Source organism: Streptomyces sp. NPDC006326 (assembly GCF_040612915.1).
In the GTDB taxonomy this organism is placed as follows: domain Bacteria; phylum Actinomycetota; class Actinomycetes; order Streptomycetales; family Streptomycetaceae; genus Streptomyces.
Map to the genome: position 1 here is coordinate 70,633 of NZ_JBEXRC010000001.1, position 15,180 is coordinate 85,812.

Sequence of the window (15,180 nt, forward strand, 5' to 3'; positions counted from 1 at the left end):
ACGGCGGTGCTTCCGGTGCCCGGTGCTTCCGGTGCCGCGCCGCCCTCAGTACTGCGGGCGGCGGAAGTACGCGCCGGCGGCCGAGTTGGCCAGGCCGACGAGCACCCACAGGGCCAGGCCGAGCTGGATCAGGGCCAGGAGCAGCGAGAACACGACGGCGCCGGCGGCCGTGTCGCTGCCGAGCGCGGCGAGGTTCATGATCACGCTGAGCCCGGAGAAGAGGGTCATCAGGGAGCCGTAGATGATGCCGGAGACGCGGACACCGCCGCGGCCCTTGCCCAGCTTGGCGGCGGTCAGGAGCGGCCACAGCGCGAAGGCGAGGCAGAAGATGCCGGCGACGACGATCACGCCGCCCGCCAGCGTCCCCGCATCACTCGCCGAGGAGCTGGAGGAGTCCGCGAAGAGGGAGGCGAAGAACGCCCCGCCGAGGAGCAGGACCACGCCGCCCAGGACCTGCAGGCCTCCGACGATGAACAGGATGACGCGAGCCGCCTTCACACCGCCCGGCATGGGCATCTGGGCGCCCGGGACGGGGTATCCGCCGGGGGCCGCCGGGTACGCCGGGTAGGCCTGCGGGGCCTGCTGCGGGTAGGCGTAGCCGCCCTGCGGCGGCACGCCCTGCGGGGCCTGCTGCGGGTAGCCGTAGCCGGGCTGGCCCTGGGGCTGCTGCCCGTACGGGTTGTTCGGGTCGCCGAAGCTCATCTGGGGTGTTTCCTCCGTGGAAGTGCGGGGACGCACGGCACGCGCGAGGGAAAAACACCCTGGTCTACGGTCCGCCCCCCGGCAGTGCCCGCGGCACTCTTTCGGCCATCGTCTTCCGACCGGGCGGGACTTGTCCAGCGAGCGCGTCATCGGGCCGTCACTTGTTGTGCAAGTGCAATGAATGGTTCAAGCCTGTGACGAACCGGCGGGGAGCGCCACGACTGGAACCGGGGCCGCTCCATCCGGGAGGATGGGTGCATGACCGCCCAGATTCTCGACGGCAAGGCCACCGCAGCCGCGATCAAGTCCGAACTGGCCGCCCGCGTGTCGGCCCTCAAGGCCCGGGGCATCACCCCCGGACTCGGCACCCTGCTGGTCGGCGACGACCCGGGCAGCCGCTGGTACGTCAACGGCAAGCACAAGGACTGCGCGGAGGTCGGCATCGCCTCCATCCAGCGCGAACTGCCCGGGACGGCCTCCCAGGAGGACATCGAGGCGGTCGTACGCGAGCTCAACGCGAACCCGGAGTGCACGGGCTACATCGTCCAACTCCCGCTGCCGAAGGGCATCGACACCAACCGGGTCCTGGAGCTGATGGACCCGCTGAAGGACGCCGACGGCCTGCACCCGATGTCGCTGGGCCGCCTCGTGCTCAACGAGCCCGGCCCGCTGCCCTGCACCCCGTACGGGATCGTCGAACTGCTCCGCCACCACGGCGTGGAGATCAACGGCGCGCACGTCGTGGTCCTCGGCCGCGGCATCACCGTCGGACGCTCCATGGGCCTGCTGCTGACCCGCAAGTCGGAGAACGCCACCGTGACCCTGTGCCACACCGGCACCCGCGACCTGCCCGCGCAGCTGCGCCAGGCCGACATCGTCGTCGCGGCGGCCGGCGTACCGCACCTGGTCAAGCCCGAGGACGTGAAGCCGGGCGCGGCCGTCCTGGACGTGGGCGTCAGCCGCGACGAGCACGGCAAGATCGTCGGGGACGTGCACCCGGGCGTCGCCGAGGTGGCGGGCTGGATCTCCCCGAACCCGGGCGGCGTCGGGCCGATGACCAGGGCGCAGCTCCTGGCCAACGTGGTCGAGGCGGCGGAACGGGCGACGACCAGTGCAGGCTGACCCCGACGCGCAGGAGCCCGCGGCCCCCCGGTCCCGGCGCTTCCCGCCCGTCACCCAGGACACCGCCCGTCCCGAGGGCGCCGGCCGCGCCGCGCCCGGGGACGCGCTCGCCGCCCGCCAGTGGCCGATGCTCAGCGTGCTCACCGCGACCGCGGTCGGCCTGCTGCTCACCGCGGTCGGCCACCCCCGGGTCGGCTGCCTGGTGATCGGCGTGGCCCTCATCGCGGCCGCCGTCCTGCGGCGCGTCCTGCCCTCGGTGGGCATGCTCGCGGTGCGCTCCCGGTTCACGGACATGGTCACGTACGGGGTGCTGGGCGTGGCGATCACGCTGCTCGCGCTGGTGATCGCCACGCCCAAGCCGTGGCTGGACATCCCGTTCCTGGAGGACGCGGTCCACTTCACCGTCCGCTGAGGCCTGCGTACACCCGTCCGGCGGGTGCCCGCAGTCCCGGAATCCGGGGCGAAGTCCCGCCCGCGCCTTCGAACTCCCGGTCCGTGTGCCGTGCACCACACGGACCGGGGGATTGGGTCGCTCCAAGGTCGGATAGCCTGACGCCGGATGTCTCTTCACATCAAGATTCGCAGGGGAGCGGCGTCCGCCAGCACATGGGGCACGGACGCCCCACCGCCAGCTGTCTAACGGAGAAGGCCATGACCCGCACTCCCGTGAATGTCACCGTCACCGGCGCCGCCGGCCAGATCGGCTACGCGCTGCTCTTCCGCATCGCCTCCGGCCACCTGCTCGGCGCGGACGTGCCGGTCAAGCTCCGCCTCCTGGAGATCCCCCAGGGCATGAAGGCCGCCGAGGGCACCGCCATGGAGCTCGACGACTGCGCCTTCCCGCTGCTGAAGGGCATCGACATCTTCGACGACCCGAACCAGGGCTTCGAGGGCGCGAACGTGGCCCTGCTCGTGGGCGCCCGCCCGCGGACCAAGGGCATGGAGCGCGGTGACCTGCTCTCCGCCAACGGCGGCATCTTCAAGCCGCAGGGCGCCGCGATCAACGCGCACGCCGCGGACGACATCAAGGTCCTGGTCGTGGGCAACCCGGCCAACACCAACGCGCTCATCGCGCAGGCCGCCGCCCCGGACGTCCCCGCCGAGCGCTTCACCGCGATGACCCGCCTGGACCACAACCGCGCGATCTCGCAGCTCGCGAAGAAGACCGGCGCCGACGTCACCGACATCAAGCGCCTGACCATCTGGGGCAACCACTCGGCCACCCAGTACCCCGACATCTTCCACGCGGAGATCGCCGGCAAGAACGCCGCCGAGGTCGTCGCCGACGAGCAGTGGCTCGCCGACGCCTTCATCCCGACCGTCGCCAAGCGCGGCGCGGCGATCATCGAGGCCCGTGGCGCCTCCTCGGCCGCCTCCGCCGCCAACGCCGCCATCGACCACGTCCACACGTGGGTCAACGGCACCGCCGCGGGCGACTGGACCTCCATGGGCATCCCGTCGGACGGCTCCTACGGCGTCCCGGAGGGCCTGATCTCCTCCTTCCCCGTCACCTGCAAGGACGGCAAGTACGAGATCGTCCAGGGCCTGGACATCAACGAGTTCTCCCGTACGCGCATCGACGCGTCGGTGGCGGAGCTCGTCGAGGAGCGCGACGCGGTGCGCGAGCTCGGCCTCATCTGATCCGGACGTGCTGATCACGCGGTCCGCCTGATCGCCAGACCGGCACGAACACCCTTGCGCCCCGGCCAAACCTGGCCGGGGCGCTTTGGCGTGAATCGGCCTGTCGGTTCATGTAAAGGCCACATAAGGTCGCTCGGTGACCGACCACCTGATTCCCCCTCAGCCCGGCGGCGACGTCCCGGCCGACCCGCGCAACGGCCGCCCTCCGGTCCACCCCTCCCTGAGCGAGGCCGGCCGCTTCCTGTGCGCGGGGACCTACCTCGACGCCGCGTACCGCGATCGGGTGATCGACGAGCTGTACGTGCACGAGGAGCGGATCGCCGCCCCGTCCTACGGTTTCGACGCCACGCGGGTCCTGGCCCACGCACTGCGCGCCCGGCGCGTCGAGCTCGCCTGGGCCGGCGGGATCATCGGCGCCTGGTTCGTGGGGTCCCTGCTGACCAGCGGGCTGCTCACCCTGCTTCTCGCCCCCTTCCTGCTGCTGAGCCTCGCCAACTGGCTCCGGCGCAGGCAGAGCCTCCTGCTGCGGTTCCTGTCCGTGCTGGTCAGGATCTACGGCTGGCTGACCCTGGCCTTCACCCTCGCCATGTTCTGGCTGGTCGCGACCGACGACGGGGAAGGCGGCGCCCTCTTCCGGCAGTTCTACGGCGGCGGCTCCGGCGGCTACGGCGGCTACGACGGGTACGGAGGTGCGAGCGGGTTCGACCCCTACGGCGGCTCCGGCGGCTCCGGCGACTCCGCGCCCCTGGCCCTGTGGCTGGTCCCCCTCGTGTTCGCGGCCCTCGTCACCCTGGTCGCCCTCCAGCGCGGATACGGCGCCCGGATCGTCTCCCGGGAACTCGACCCGCACCGGTACGCCGACCAGTCGGCCGATCCCGTCACGCAGAGCCCCCGCTTCGCCCGGGTCCGCGACCGCATCCGGGGCGAGCAGCACGCGCCGCTGATCATGTACGACATCAACGGCCCGTTCAGGGGGGCGGGGGACGCCTACCGGCCCTGGCAGCTGTCCGTCGAACTGCGCCCCCGTGACGACCTCGGCGTCGACCGCAAGCCGCAGCCCGTCTCCAACGCCGACATCGTGCGGCGCATCGTGCCGCTGCTCCAGACCCTGCGCATCCCGTCCCCGCACGGCTCCGCGCAGGCCCAGGCCGACGTACTGGACCGGCTGCGCGAGCTGGTCGTCGACGAGTGCGTGTTCATGCCGGCCGTCGGCCTGGCGCACCGGGACGAGGCCCGGTGGGCGCGGGAGCAGTTCACCGCGCACCGCCTCGGCGCCATGGAGGAGGGCGGCGAGCGGCGCCGGCACTTCCTCCGCATCAGGGTCGGCGGCTGGGAGGAGAACCTCGTCGTCACCGTGTTCGTACGGGTCCACACCCAGGGCGGCATGCTGATGCTGGAGGTGGCCCCGCACGTGCTGCTGCCCGTACGGACCGGCTTCCAGAACGCCGAGGCCGACGCCCAGCGCTTCCTGAACAACACCTGGTTCGGCAAGGCGGTCGCGGCCCTCGCCGCCACCCCCGGCTCGTTCGCGGGAGCCCTCGCCTCCCTGTTCCGGGGGCTCGCCACCTGGTGGCGGATCGTCACGGGCGGCCACGGCGGCGCCCGGCCGGAGGGGCCGCTGCTGTCGGTGAGGGAGATCGCCGCGATGGACGACGGCTCGCTCTTCCACCTCATGGACCTGGACCGGTACCTGAAAACCATTCAGGACCGCGTGGTCGGCGGCGTTACCGTCGCCCTGCACGAAGCGGGCTGGCACACCGAGGAGTTCGCGCGACGCGCGGTCCACGTCGCCGAGGGCGCCACCTTCATCCAGTCGGTGAGCAACAGCGCCTTCAGCGTCGGAGGCACGGGCCATTACAACAGCACCGCCGGGGGCGGTACGAGCGGCAAGGGGAGCAGTGGTGGGAAGTAACGGCGAGGAGCGCCCGGTCCGGATCGGCGACATCACCGGCAGCGCCTTCAGCATCGGCGGCAGCAACAACACCAACACCGTGCACCACGGCGGTACGGGGACGGACGCGCCCGGCGCGCCGGAACTGCTGGAGGCCGTGCTCGACCTGCGCGCCGCCCTGGTCCGGCTGCCCCGCGGTACGGACAGGGCCGCACTGGACGGCGTACTGGACGAGGCGGCCGGGGACCTGGAGGGCGCGCAGGCGATCCGGCCCGGTCTCGTCGGGCGGCTTCGGGAGGCCCTGCAGCGGTGGGCTCCGCTCGTGGAATCGGTGAGCGCGGCCGCAGCCCTGGCGGGCCTGCTCAGCACGCTGGGGGGCTGAGCCGTGGCGCCACCGCCGTCGGGCGAGCCCCGCTGGGACGCGCAGGCGCAGCGCTGGGTGCGGGACGCGCCGGCCGCGCCGCCCGCCCCGGCCCCGCCCCCGCCCCCGCCCCTGCACGCTCCCCCGGCCCCGGCCCCGGCCCCGGCCCCGGCCCCGCCGCCGGCGTACGACCCGCACCGGCCGCCCGTACCGGCGGGGCCCCCGCGCCCCGCCGGGCCGCGTGCCCGGTGGCTGACCCCGGCGACGGCGGGCATCGCCGTGGCCGCGGCCGTGGTTGCCGCCGGGGCCGTGTGGTACGTCCGGGGCGGATCCGACGACCCGGCGCGGGCGGACGGGAAGCACGCGACGGCGGTGTCCCGCACGCCGGCCACCCCGGACGGGACGTCCGCCGCCCCGTCGCCCTCGACGAGCCGCTCCCCGTCGCCCGGCCCGAGCGGGACCGGCGGCCACCGGACCGTGCAGGACCCGAAGGGGTTCACCGTCGCCGTGCCCAAGGGCTGGGTACGGGAGGAGGGCACGGGTGGTGTCTTCTACCGCTCGCCCGACCGGACCGCCCTGCTCCAGATCTTCCAGGTGAAGGAGGCGGACCTCACCCCGCTCGAAGCGGTCAAGGGCGCATCCACGTACCTGCGCGCCCAAACCCCCGCCTACGAGGAGATCGGCGTCGGAGGCGTCCCGGGCGACCCCGTCGCCGCGGAGCTCGTCTACGAGTACGACAGCGCGGAGTCGCACGGCCGCCGACGCGGTGTGGAACGGGTGTTCCTCCCGTCCGGCGGCAGCGGCAGCGCCGGCGGGGGCGCCAAGTGGGCCGTCCTGACCGCGGGCCCCGCGGACGAGTGGACGGTCACCCGGGAGCACCACGAGGCGGCCCTGGCGGCGTTCCGGGCGCCGTGAGGCCGGTCAGGAGCGCTGGTGCACGCCCGGGGTGTAGTGGCCCGGCACCATGCGGGTGCTGACGGCGAAGCGGTTCCAGGCGTTGATCGTCACGATGAGGGAGATGAGGCGGGCGAGCTCCGGCTCCTCGAAGTGCTTCGCCGCGTTCGCGTACACCTCGTCCGGGACGAAGCCGTCGGTCAGCACGGTCACCGCCTCGGTCAGCTCGATCGCGGCGGCCTCCTTCTCCGTGTAGAAGTGGCGCGACTCCTCCCAGGCGCTGAGCTGGATGATCCGCTCCACGCTCTCGCCCGCCGCGAGCGCGTCCTTCGCGTGCATGTCGAGGCAGAACGCGCAGTGGTTCAGCTGCGAGGCGCGGATCTTGACCAGCTCGACGAGGAGCGGGTCCAGGCCCTTCTTGGAGGCGACCTCCAGGCCCGTCATGGCCTTGTAGACGTCGGGCACGTGCTCGGTCCAGCGCATGCGGGAGGTGGGCTCGGGGGCGTACTCGGGAGTCTGGTCTGCGGTGTTCTGCCGCGTCTGCGTGGTCATGGGCCCAGCCTACGAAGCGGGCGGCCCGCCGATATGGTCCATCTTCATGAAGGAATCCTGGGCCACTTTCGGTGCCGACCTGCATCTGGACCTGTCCGCCGGACGCGGCTTGCGGGCCGGGCTCACCGAGGCGTTGCGGGAGGCCGCGCGCAGCGGGCGGCTGGCTCCCGGGACCCGGCTGCCGTCCTCGCGTTCCTTCGCGGCCGACCTCGGGATCGCCCGGAACACGGTCGCGGAGGCGTACGCCGAGCTCGTCGCCGAAGGCTGGCTGACGGCCCGCCAGGGCTCGGGCACCCGGGTCGCGCAGCGGGCCCGGCCGCGCGCCCGGCCGGCGGCGGCGGCCCGGGTGCGGGGCCCCGCGCGGCCCGGAACCGCCTACAGCCTGCTGGCCGGCAGCCCGGACCTCGGCGGGTTCCCGCGGGCGGCCTGGCTGTCGGCGGCCCGGCGGGCCCTGACCGGCGCGCCGAACGAGGCCTTCGGGTACGGGACCGACCCGCGCGGCCGGGTCGAGCTGCGGGAGGCCCTGGCGGGGTACCTGTCCCGGGCGCGGGGGGTGCACGCGGATCCGGAGCGGATCGTGCTGTGCGCCGGGTTCGCGCATGCGCTGATGCTGCTGGCGGGGGTGCTGCGGGCCCGGCGGGTACGGGAGGTGGCGGTGGAGGGGTACAGCCTCGACGAGCACCGGGAGCTGCTGACCCGGGCGGGGCTGCGGACCCGGCCGCTTCCGGTGGACGGGGCGGGGGCGTGCACGGCGCAGGTGCCGGACGGGGCGGGGGCGGTGCTGCTGACTCCGGCGCACCAGTTCCCGACCGGGGTCGCGCTGACGCCGCAGCGGCGGGCGGCGGCGGTCGACTGGGCGCGGACCACGGGCGGGATCGTCCTGGAGGACGACTACGACGGCGAGTTCCGCTACGACCGGCAGCCGGTCGGGGCGCTGCAGGGGCTGGACCCGGAGCGGGTGGTCTACCTCGGCACGGCGAGCAAGTCCCTGGCGCCCGGGCTGCGGATGGGGTGGATGGTGCTGCCAGCGGGGCTGGTGGACGAGGTCGTCGCGGTGAAGGGGCGCATCGACTGGACGTCGAGCGCGCTGGACCAGCTCACGCTCGCGGAGTTCATCCGGTCGGGGGCCTACGACCGGCACGTGCGGGGGATGCGGCTGCGGTACCGCCGCCGGCGCGACGAGCTGGTGGCGGCGGTCGCGGGTCGGGTGGAGGTGTCGGGGATCGCGGCGGGACTGCACGCGGTACTGGACCTCCCCGAGGGGACGCAGCCCTCGGTGCTGCGGGCCGCGGCCTGGCAGGACCTGACCCTCGAAACGCTGTCCCGCTACGCCCATCCGGAGGCCGCGCTCCCGCCCCGCGAGGCCCTGGTGGTCGGCTACGGCACCCCCTCGACCAGCGCCTGGTCCCCCACCCTGCGGGCGCTGGTGGCCGCCCTCCCGTGAGGTCAGGCGGGCTCGGGGCCCGGCGGGGGCTCGCCGAAACGGGACAGGGCCAGGGCTCCGCACACCGCCACCGCGAAGCCCAGGACGGCCAGCCAGACCAGGCCTTCGCGGGTGCGGTCGCCGAGCCAGGCCACCCCCACCACCGCCGGTCCGATCGTCTCGCCCAGCACCATCCCCGCGGTGGCCGCCGTCACCGAGCCGCGCTGCAGCGCCGAGGTGAGCAGCAGGAAGGCCGCACCGCCGCCCAGCAGCAGCGCGTACAGGGCCGGGTTCGCGAAGGAGATCCCGTCGATGAGGCGGACGGCCACCTCCACCACCCCGAAGCCCGTCCCCGCGGCCAGGCCGAGGAGCAGCGCCCGGGGCCGGTCCGGCAGGCCGCCCGCCACCGCCCCCACCAGCAGCACCAGCCCGGCCACCCCGAGCAGCCCGAGCTTCAGGGCGAGGGAGCCCTTCCCGGAGCCCTCCTCGCCCGAGGCCAGTCCCAGCATCGCCAGCCCCGCGCACACCACGGCCACCGCCGCCCACTCGGCTCCGCTCAGCCGGACCCGGAGCAGCCGCGCCGCGACCACCGCCGTCACCGCGAGGCTCGCCGCCAGCGCGGCGCCGACCGCGTAGATGGGGGATGTGTCTGAGCGCCACGATCTGCAGGACGAAGCCGATGGCGTCCAGGCCGAGGCCCGCCACGTACCGCCACTGCCGCAGCGCCCGCAGGAGCAGCGCCGTGTCCACCCCCGAGCCCGTCCCCGGCTCCGCGGCGCGGGCCGCCATCGCCTGCAGGACCGATGCCGTACCGAAGCAGACCGCCGCACCGAGCGCGCAAATCATCCCAAGGAGCACGAATTGACTTTAGGTCATGGAGGTGTGGCGAGGGTTCGGGCGGCCGGATTCCATCGCCCCGCCGTCCCGTTCTAGTCTGTCGCCCATGGTCATGGACAGCACGAGTACGAGCAGCAGCACCGCCCGCCGCCGCATGCGCTCCGGCGCCGTCGCCCTCGGCGGGATGGGACTGCTGGCCGCCGCGCTCGTGGCCTGCGGCAAGAGCGACGAGCCCGACAAGCGCTGCGTGGACCGCGTCACGCTGGAGAAGCTGAACAGCAAGGAGTGCAAGAGCGGCGGCAGCAACAGCCGCGGCGCGTACTACTACGGCGGAAGCGTCCGCAACAACAAGGTCAGCGGCGGCAGCTTCGACAAGTCCGCCGTCACCCGCGGCGGCATCGGCGGCCACTCCAGCTCCAGCGGCGGCTGAGCCCCGTGCGGCGCCACACCATCGAGCCCCGCCCGGACTGGCAGCGGACCGTCGAGGAACAGGGGCTGATCTACCCCCTGACCCGCTATCCGGACGACTCGCTGCGCCCCTACTGGGACGAGAGCGCGTACTACTCCTTCTCGCTGCCCGAGGTCGAGGCGCTGGAGGACGTCGTCGAGGAGCTGCACGCCATGTGCCTGGCCGCTGCCGCGCACATCGTCGAGCACGACCGCTTCGCCGACCTCGGCATCACCGACCGCGGACTCGCCGCCCTGATCGCCGAGTCCTGGCGCAGGCGCGCCGAACAGCCCTCCCTGTACGGCCGGTTCGACCTGCGCTACGACGGCTCCGGCAGCCCGGCCAAGATGCTGGAGTACAACGCGGACACCCCCACCTCCCTCGTCGAGGCGGCGAGCCCGCAGTGGTTCTGGATGGAGGAGCGCTTCCCCGGCGCCGACCAGTGGAACTCCCTGCACGAGCGGCTCGTCGAGGCCTGGCGCCGGCAGGCGGAGCTGCTCCCGCCCGGGCCGCTGCACTTCGCGCACTCCGAGACGGACGAGCTCGGCGAGGACCTGATGACGGTGGCCTACCTCCAGGAGACCGCCGAGCAGGCGGGCCTGGAGACCGAGGCGCTGTCCGTCGAACAGATCGGCTGGGACGCACTGTCGGGCCGGTTCGTGGACCAGAAGCTCCGCTTCATCCGCAGCTGCTTCAAGCTCTACCCGTGGGAGTGGCTGGCCACCGACGACTTCGGCCCGCAGGTCCTCGGCACGTACGACCACGGCGGCGGATCCGGCAGCACCTGCTGGATCGAGCCGCTGTGGAAGATGCTGCTGTCCAACAAGGCGCTGCTGGCGATCCTGTGGGAGCTCTTCCCCGACCACCCGAATCTGCTGCCCGCCTACCTCGACGGCCCCCGCGAACTCGCCGGCACCACCGGCTACGCGGCCAAGCCGCTGCTGGGCCGCGAGGGCGCCGGGGTCACCCTGCACGAGGCCGGTCCGGGCGGGCAGCCCTTCGTACCGGCCGAGGGGGAGACGTACTGCTTCCAGGCCCTGGCCCCGCTGCCCGACTTCGACGGCAACCGGGTCGTGCTCGGCGCGTGGGTCGTCGAGGAGGAGGCCGCGGGGCTCGGCATCCGGGAATCGGCGGGGCCGGTCACGGACGAGTACGCCCGCTTCCTGCCCCACGTCATCCTCTGAATCCTGCGATCACCCGGCGAGCACGCTCCGCAGCTGGTCCAGGCCCCAGTCCAGGTCCTCCTTGCTGATCACCAGCGGCGGGGCGAGCCGGATCGTCGTCCCGTGCGTGTCCTTGACCAGCACGCCCCGCTGCATCAGCTGCTCGGACACCTGCCGGCCGGTGCCGTGGCCCGGGGCGATGTCCACGCCCGCCCACAGCCCGCGCCCGCGGACGGCGGTCACCGCGCCGCCGCCGACCAGCAGGCCGAGCTCGCGGTGCAGGTGGTCGCCGAGTTCGGCGGCGCGCTGCTGGTGCTCGCCGGTGCGCAGCATCGCGATCACCTCCAGGGCGACCGCGCAGGCCAGCGGGTTGCCACCGAAGGTCGATCCGTGCTCGCCGGGCCGGAACACCCCGAGCACGTCCCGGTCGGCGACGACCGCGGAGACCGGGACCACACCGCCGCCCAGGGCCTTGCCGAGGATGTAGACGTCCGGCACGACCCCCTCGTGCTCGCAGGCGAAGGTCGTGCCGGTCCGGCCCAGGCCCGACTGGATCTCGTCCGCCATGAACAGGACGCCCCGCTCGCGCGTCAGCTCCCGTACGCCCTGCAGGTATCCGGGCGGCGGCACGAGGACGCCCGCCTCGCCCTGGATCGGCTCCAGCAGCACGGCCACGGTGTTCGAGGTGACGGCGTGCGACAGCGCGGTGAGGTCCCCGTACGGGACGATCTCGAAGCCCGGCGTGTACGGGCCGAAGTGGTCGCGGGCCTCGTGGTCGGTCGAGAAGCTCACGATGGTCGTCGTGCGGCCGTGGAAGTTGTCGGACGCGACCACGATCTTGGCGTGGCCGTCCGGGACGCCCTTGACCTCGTAGCCCCACTTGCGGGCGGTCTTCACCGCCGTCTCCACCGCCTCCGCACCGGTGTTCATCGGCAGCACCATCTCCTTGCCGCACAGCGCGGCCAGCTCGGCGCAGAACTCGGCGAAGCGGTCGTGGTGGAAGGCGCGCGAGGTGAGCGTGACGCGCTCCAGCTGTGCGTGGGCCGCGTCGATGAGACGGCGGTTGCGGTGGCCGAAGTTGAGCGCCGAGTAGCCCGCCAGCATGTCGAGGTAGCGACGGCCTTCGACGTCGGTCATCCACGCCCCTTCGGCGGACGCCACGACGAGGGGCAGCGGGTGGTAGTTGTGCGCACTGTGGGCCTCCGCGGCACGCAGGGCATCAGCGGTTGTCGACACGGGGTCTCCGATCGTCGGTGGTGCGGGCGGGCCGGCCGCCCCGGATGACGAGGGTGGCGCCACCCTGTATACGGGTATACGGCTATACGTCGCTCGTATACCGGGCGCGGAAACCTTTCTTGTGGCCCGCCCGCTATGGTGGGCGGTACGCACGGCGACTGGCGTACGGAGAACCAACTCCGGGGGAGTCGTGCGCGGACGACCGCACACAGGGCCGCTCGCCTGGGCCTCGCGGGGACGAGACCTGACATCGACCCCGGAGGAGCCGCCGTGAACGCGCGCCGCCATCCCGCCCTTTCCGCGACCGACCCCGAGCTGGCGTCCTTCGTCGTGGCGGAGGAAACCCTGCAGGCCGAGACCCTGCGCCTGATCCCGAGCGAGAACTACGTGTCGGCGGCGGTGCTCGAAGCCTCCGGCACGGTGCTGCAGAACAAGTACAGCGAGGGCTACCCCGGCCGGCGCTACTACGAGGGCCAGCAGAACATCGACCGCGTCGAGGCGCTCGCGGTCGAGCGGGCCAAGGGCCTGTTCGGCGTGGACCACGCCAACGTCCAGCCGTACTCGGGCTCGCCCGCGAACCTGGCCGTGTACCTGGCCTTCGCGAAGCCCGGCGACACGGTGATGGGCATGGCCCTGCCGATGGGCGGGCACCTCACGCACGGCTGGGGCGTCTCGGCGACGGGCTCCTGGTTCCGGGGCGTCCAGTACGGCGTCCGCGCCGACACCGGCCTCATCGACTACGACGCGGTGCGCGACCTCGCCCTCGCGGAGCGCCCCAAGCTGATCTTCTGCGGCGGCACGGCGCTGCCCCGCACGATCGACTTCGAGGCCTTCGCCTCGATCGCCGCCGAGGCGGGCTCGGTCCTCGTCGCGGACGTGGCGCACATCGCGGGCCTGATCGCGGGCGGCGCCCACCCGTCGCCGGTCGGGCACGTGGACGTGGTCTCCACGACGACGCACAAGACCCTGCGGGGGCCGCGCGGCGCGATGCTGATGTGCAAGGAGGAGCACGCCAAGGCCATCGACAAGGCGGTGTTCCCCGGCCTCCAGGGCGGGCCGCACAACCAGACGACGGCGGGCATCGCGGTGGCCCTGCACGAGGCGGCGCAGCCGTCGTTCGTGACGTACGCGCACGCGGTGGTCGCCAACGCGCGGGCGCTGGCCGCGCAGTTGCTGGCGAGGGGCTTCGACCTGGTCTCGGGCGGTACGGACAACCACCTGATCCTGGTGGACCTGACCTCCCGGGGCGTGCCGGGCAAGGTGGCGGCCAAGGCGCTGGACCGCGCGGGCATCGTGGTGAACTACAACACGGTCCCGTTCGACCCGCGCAAGCCCTTCGACCCGTCGGGGATCCGGATCGGCACCCCCTCGCTCACCTCCCGCGGCCTGACCGAGGAGCACATGCCGGTGGTGGCGGACTGGATCTCCCGGGCGGTGGACGCGGCGGCCAAGTCCGACGAGGCGGCGCTGTCCGCGATCCGCAGCGAGGTCACCGCCCTCATGGCCGCCCACCCGGCCCCGGGCCTCCCGGTCTGACCGGCCCCCGCGCCTCACACGCCGGCGGGGCCGGATGTGCCGGCCCCGCCCCCGCGGGGCGCCGGCGGTACGGGGGCTGCGCCCGAGCGATCTGGGGCTCCGCCCCAGACCCCGCGCCTCACACGCCGGCGGGGCTGGATGTGCCGGCCCCGCCCCCGTGGGGCCAAAGCGGTCGCTTGCTTCGGGCAAGATCCGGACGTGCCGTTACGCGGGAGTACCCGCGGGCACCGCCCGCCGGGCCCGGCCCCGCCGACCCGCACCCCCGCAAGGACCCGTCGGCTTCCGGCCACGGAACGGCCGGAGTCGGCCCCCGCACCTGAGAGAATGGAGCCATGGCTTCTGATCGTCCTCGCGCGCTCTCCGGCATCCAGCCCACCTCCGGCTCGTTCCACCTCGGGAACTACCTCGGGGCCATCCGCCAGTACGTCGCCCTGCAGGAGACGCACGACGCCTTCTACATGGTCGTCGACCTGCACGCGATCACCATGCCCCAGGATCCGAAGGACCTCCGCGCGAACACCCGCCTGTCCGCCGCGCAGCTCCTCGCCGCCGGCCTCGACCCCGACCGCTGCACGCTCTTCATCCAGAGCCACGTCCCCGAGCACGCCCAGCTCGCCTGGGTGATGAACTGCATCACCGGCTTCGGCGAGGCCAGCCGGATGACCCAGTTCAAGGACAAGTCCGCCAAGGGCGGGGTGAACAGCGCCAGCGTCGGCCTGTTCACGTACCCGATCCTCCAGGTCGCGGACATCCTGCTCTACCAGGCGAACGCCGTCCCCGTCGGCGAGGACCAGCGCCAGCACATCGAGCTGACCCGCGACCTGGCCGAGCGCTTCAACCAGCGCTTCGGCGAGACCTTCACGCTGCCCGCCGCGCACATCGTCAAGGAGGTCGCGAAGATCTACGACCTCCAGGACCCGTCGATCAAGATGTCGAAGTCCGCCTCGTCCCCCAAGGGCCTGATCAACCTCCTCGACGAGGCCAAGGCCACCGAGAAGAAGATCAAGAGCGCGGTCACCGACACCGAGGCCGAGGTCCGCTTCGACACCGCGGCCAAGCCCGGCGTCAGCAACCTGCTCACGATCTACTCCACCCTCACGGGCGAGAGCATCCCCGCCCTGGAGGCGAAGTACGAGGGCAAGGGCTACGGCGCGCTGAAGACGGACCTGGCCGGTGTGATGGTCGATTTCGTCACACCGTTCAAGCAGCGCACCCAGGAATACCTCGACGACCCGGAGACGCTGGACTCCATCCTGGCCAAGGGAGCGGAGAAGGCCCGCGCCGTCGCCGCCGAGACCCTGGCGCAGGCGTACGACCGGCTCGGTCTGGTGCCCGCCAAGCACTGACCGCTGGAGGCCCTGGCAATCCGGGGGG

General features: G+C 73.1%; 14 protein-coding genes, 1 pseudogene and 1 riboswitch. Of the genes and pseudogenes, 11 read left to right on the top strand and 4 right to left on the bottom strand.

Annotated features, from left to right (window positions below):
- Positions 1–45: 45 nt before the first annotated feature.
- A complete protein-coding gene (locus ABZ128_RS00285) occupies positions 46–702 on the bottom strand; it encodes a hypothetical protein (RefSeq protein ID WP_356845093.1) in 657 nt (218 codons plus the stop codon).
- A gap of 258 nt (positions 703–960) precedes the next feature.
- On the opposite strand from ABZ128_RS00285, the gene ABZ128_RS00290 reads away from it, so the two are divergent.
- The 6 genes from ABZ128_RS00290 (at position 961) to ABZ128_RS00315 (ending at position 6,632) form a co-directional block, all read left to right on the top strand.
- Complete coding sequence (locus ABZ128_RS00290) at positions 961–1,824, top strand: bifunctional methylenetetrahydrofolate dehydrogenase/methenyltetrahydrofolate cyclohydrolase (RefSeq protein WP_356845095.1); 864 nt, start codon at positions 961–963, stop codon at positions 1,822–1,824.
- A complete protein-coding gene (locus ABZ128_RS00295) occupies positions 1,814–2,236 on the top strand; it encodes a DUF3017 domain-containing protein (protein WP_356845097.1) in 423 nt (140 codons plus the stop codon). Before ABZ128_RS00290 ends, ABZ128_RS00295 begins: the two co-directional genes overlap by 11 nt.
- 239 nt (positions 2,237–2,475) lie before the next feature.
- On the top strand, positions 2,476–3,465 hold the full coding sequence (locus ABZ128_RS00300) for a malate dehydrogenase (RefSeq protein ID WP_356845099.1): 990 nt from the start codon (positions 2,476–2,478) through the stop codon (positions 3,463–3,465).
- A gap of 136 nt (positions 3,466–3,601) precedes the next feature.
- Positions 3,602–5,377, top strand: coding sequence for a hypothetical protein (locus ABZ128_RS00305; protein WP_356845101.1), 1,776 nt, complete (start codon positions 3,602–3,604; stop codon positions 5,375–5,377).
- Entirely contained in the window at positions 5,367–5,738 is a 372-nt protein-coding gene (locus ABZ128_RS00310; RefSeq protein WP_356845103.1) for a hypothetical protein, read from the top strand. The genes ABZ128_RS00305 and ABZ128_RS00310 overlap by 11 nt, the downstream gene beginning before the upstream one ends.
- A 3-nt stretch (positions 5,739–5,741) precedes the next feature.
- Positions 5,742–6,632, top strand: a complete 891-nt coding sequence (locus ABZ128_RS00315; protein ID WP_356845104.1) for a hypothetical protein — start codon at positions 5,742–5,744, stop codon at positions 6,630–6,632.
- 6 nt (positions 6,633–6,638) lie between these two features.
- Here the strand turns inward: ABZ128_RS00315 and ABZ128_RS00320 are convergent, their stop codons facing one another.
- On the bottom strand, positions 6,639–7,163 hold the full coding sequence (locus ABZ128_RS00320) for a carboxymuconolactone decarboxylase family protein (RefSeq protein ID WP_356845106.1): 525 nt from the start codon (positions 7,161–7,163) through the stop codon (positions 6,639–6,641).
- A 46-nt stretch (positions 7,164–7,209) separates the two neighbouring features.
- On the opposite strand from ABZ128_RS00320, the gene ABZ128_RS00325 reads away from it, so the two are divergent.
- Entirely contained in the window at positions 7,210–8,607 is a 1,398-nt protein-coding gene (locus ABZ128_RS00325) for a PLP-dependent aminotransferase family protein (RefSeq protein ID WP_356845107.1), read from the top strand.
- 2 nt (positions 8,608–8,609) lie between these two features.
- On the opposite strand, the pseudogene ABZ128_RS00330 reads toward ABZ128_RS00325, so the two are convergent.
- Positions 8,610–9,432 (bottom strand): annotated as a pseudogene (locus tag ABZ128_RS00330) (hypothetical protein).
- A gap of 103 nt (positions 9,433–9,535) precedes the next feature.
- Here ABZ128_RS00330 and ABZ128_RS00335 point away from each other — a divergent pair.
- Together ABZ128_RS00335 and ABZ128_RS00340 are read left to right on the top strand one after the other, a co-directional pair.
- Entirely contained in the window at positions 9,536–9,853 is a 318-nt protein-coding gene (locus ABZ128_RS00335) for a hypothetical protein (protein ID WP_356845109.1), read from the top strand.
- 5 nt (positions 9,854–9,858) lie between these two features.
- Positions 9,859–11,055: a glutathionylspermidine synthase family protein gene (locus ABZ128_RS00340; RefSeq protein ID WP_356845111.1), complete on the top strand. Its 1,197-nt coding sequence runs from the start codon at positions 9,859–9,861 to the stop codon at positions 11,053–11,055.
- Between the two features lie 9 nt (positions 11,056–11,064).
- On the opposite strand, the gene rocD is transcribed toward ABZ128_RS00340, so the two are convergent.
- Entirely contained in the window at positions 11,065–12,270 is a 1,206-nt protein-coding gene (rocD, locus tag ABZ128_RS00345; protein ID WP_356845113.1) for an ornithine--oxo-acid transaminase, read from the bottom strand.
- Between the two features lie 144 nt (positions 12,271–12,414).
- Positions 12,415–12,505, top strand: a riboswitch (ZMP/ZTP riboswitch).
- Between the two features lie 35 nt (positions 12,506–12,540).
- Here rocD and glyA point away from each other — a divergent pair.
- Together glyA and trpS are read left to right on the top strand one after the other, a co-directional pair.
- Positions 12,541–13,806, top strand: coding sequence for a serine hydroxymethyltransferase (glyA, locus tag ABZ128_RS00350; RefSeq protein WP_356845115.1), 1,266 nt, complete (start codon positions 12,541–12,543; stop codon positions 13,804–13,806).
- Positions 13,807–14,138: 332 nt separating this feature from the next.
- Positions 14,139–15,152 (top strand): tryptophan--tRNA ligase, encoded by a 1,014-nt coding sequence (gene trpS, locus ABZ128_RS00355; RefSeq protein ID WP_356845117.1) that lies wholly within the window; start codon positions 14,139–14,141, stop codon positions 15,150–15,152.
- Positions 15,153–15,180: the final 28 nt, after the last annotated feature.

Coding starts and splice junctions, on each gene's coding strand:
- ABZ128_RS00285 (WP_356845093.1), bottom strand. CDS start 702: ATGAGCTTCGGCGACCCGAACAACCCGTACGGGCAGCAGCCCCAGGGC.
- ABZ128_RS00290 (WP_356845095.1), top strand. CDS start 961: ATGACCGCCCAGATTCTCGACGGCAAGGCCACCGCAGCCGCGATCAAG.
- ABZ128_RS00300 (WP_356845099.1), top strand. CDS start 2,476: ATGACCCGCACTCCCGTGAATGTCACCGTCACCGGCGCCGCCGGCCAG.
- ABZ128_RS00320 (WP_356845106.1), bottom strand. CDS start 7,163: ATGACCACGCAGACGCGGCAGAACACCGCAGACCAGACTCCCGAGTAC.
- ABZ128_RS00325 (WP_356845107.1), top strand. CDS start 7,210: ATGAAGGAATCCTGGGCCACTTTCGGTGCCGACCTGCATCTGGACCTG.
- ABZ128_RS00335 (WP_356845109.1), top strand. CDS start 9,536: ATGGACAGCACGAGTACGAGCAGCAGCACCGCCCGCCGCCGCATGCGC.
- trpS (WP_356845117.1), top strand. CDS start 14,139: ATGGCTTCTGATCGTCCTCGCGCGCTCTCCGGCATCCAGCCCACCTCC.